The organism is Allobosea sp., from assembly GCF_048595345.1.
Classification (GTDB): domain Bacteria; phylum Pseudomonadota; class Alphaproteobacteria; order Rhizobiales; family Beijerinckiaceae; genus Allobosea.
In genome coordinates, this window is sequence record NZ_JBMDWH010000098.1 from 1 (window position 1) to 1,528 (window position 1,528).

At 66.1% G+C, this 1,528-nt stretch carries 3 protein-coding genes; 1 reads left to right on the forward strand and 2 read right to left on the reverse strand.

Annotated features, from left to right (window positions below):
- On the reverse strand, nucleotides 1–221 hold a 221-nt coding region (locus ACOJTB_RS10175; RefSeq protein ID WP_420102409.1), incomplete at its 3' end, for an ATP-binding cassette domain-containing protein.
- A 190-nt stretch (nucleotides 222–411) separates the two neighbouring features.
- Between ACOJTB_RS10175 and ACOJTB_RS10180 the strand changes: the two genes are divergently transcribed.
- Entirely contained in the window at nucleotides 412–1,029 is a 618-nt protein-coding gene (locus ACOJTB_RS10180; protein ID WP_420102410.1) for a tetratricopeptide repeat protein, read from the forward strand.
- A 15-nt stretch (nucleotides 1,030–1,044) separates the two neighbouring features.
- Here ACOJTB_RS10180 and ACOJTB_RS10185 read toward each other — a convergent pair.
- Nucleotides 1,045–1,528: hypothetical protein (locus tag ACOJTB_RS10185; protein WP_420102411.1), on the reverse strand; the 484-nt coding region annotated here is incomplete at its 5' end.

Consider the following 1,528-nt stretch of genomic DNA (forward strand, 5'->3'; position numbering starts at 1 on the left):
TAGCCGACGCGCGCGCCCTCCGCGACCCAGGCCTCGCCGGTCCATTCCTTGTCCATGCCGGCCATGATCTTGAGCAGCGTGGATTTACCCGCGCCGTTGACGCCGAGCACGCCGATCTTGGCGTCGGGATAGAAGGACAGATGGATGTCCTTGAGGACCTGCTTGCCGCCCGTATAGGTCTTCGACAGGCCGCGCATATGATAGATGAACTGGCGGGACATGGGCGAGCGGGCTCCGCTGGACAGCGCTGGCGACAAGGGGATGTCGGGAAATCTGGCCGCTATGTAACGAGCGGGCGCGCAGGCCGCAACCATTGCAGGCGGGAACCGCAGCGGGACGAAGCGATTTCGAGGGGGTGATCGCAAAGCTCAACGAAGGACGGGAGAGATGGCATGGAGGATGGCCCCGACGATGGGCATTCTGACGATGGTTCTCGGCTTTCTATGGCCACACGGGGCCGGCGCGGATACGCGGGCCGGCATCGCCGCCTATCGGAGCGGCGATTATGAAACCGCCCTGCGCGAGCTGAACCGCAGCGCCGAAAACGGTGACCCGCAGGGGCTCTACAATCTCGGCGTCGCCTATGCGGAGGGCAAGGCGGTGCCGCGCGACATGGCCAAAGCGATCGATCTCTACGGCCGCGCCGCCGCTCGTGGCAGCGTCTTCGCCGCCTATAATCTCGGCCAGCTCTATCGCAAGGGCGATGGCGTCGGCGCCGACCCCGCCAAGGCCGCGCGCTGGTATGAGAAGGCGGCCAAGCGCGGCGATTATCGCGCCGCCAACGAGCTCGGCCTGCTGATGGTTCAGGGCAAGGGCGTCCCGCGCGATCCCGTCGAAGGCTTCGCCTGGATCTATACGGGCACCGTCGCCGACATCATGGACGAGACGTCGATGGCGAATGCCATCCAGCTCGCCGGCATGCTCGACCGCGCCCAGATCCAGACCGCCCAGAGCCGCGGCCAGAACTATTACAAGCGCTACATCGCTCCCAACAGGGCGGTCGTCCGCGCCATCAAGGTCGGGCGTTAGGCTCCGGCCCTCGGCTCAGCGCCAGTTCAGACCGCTGCCATCCGCGCAGCCATAAGGCGGCAGGGTCCTGCCGAACCGCTCCTTCAGCCGCCCGCAGCCCCAGGCCCGCAGCGGCTCCGGCAGGCGGCTGTTGATCGCGATCCCCATTTCGTCGAAGGGCGATGTCGCGTTGGTGACGTAATCGTACCAGCGATAGCCGAAGGTGATCCCCGTGCCGAGCGGGACCGCGACGGCCATGATCAGAAGCGTCTGCAGGAAGCTGGCCTTCGGCGCAGGCTTGGGAGAGGGCACACCCTCCCGCTCCGCCCGCTTCTGCCTCGCCGCATAGACCTGCGCGATGATCAGCAGCGCGATCGCAAGGCCTATCGCGATGCCGCCATATTGCCCCAGCAGCGGCAGGATCTCCGCCTTCGCATATTGCTTGCCGCCTGTATCCGGCATGATGAAGCGCGTGCCGTCGGCCGAGCGCTCCCAGCCCGAAATCCGGACCATGTAGAAA

What these genes read in the sequence shown, in the direction of transcription:
- ACOJTB_RS10180 (WP_420102410.1), top strand. Translation starts at nt 412, where the DNA reads ATGGGCATTCTGACGATGGTTCTCGGCTTTCTATGGCCACACGGGGCC.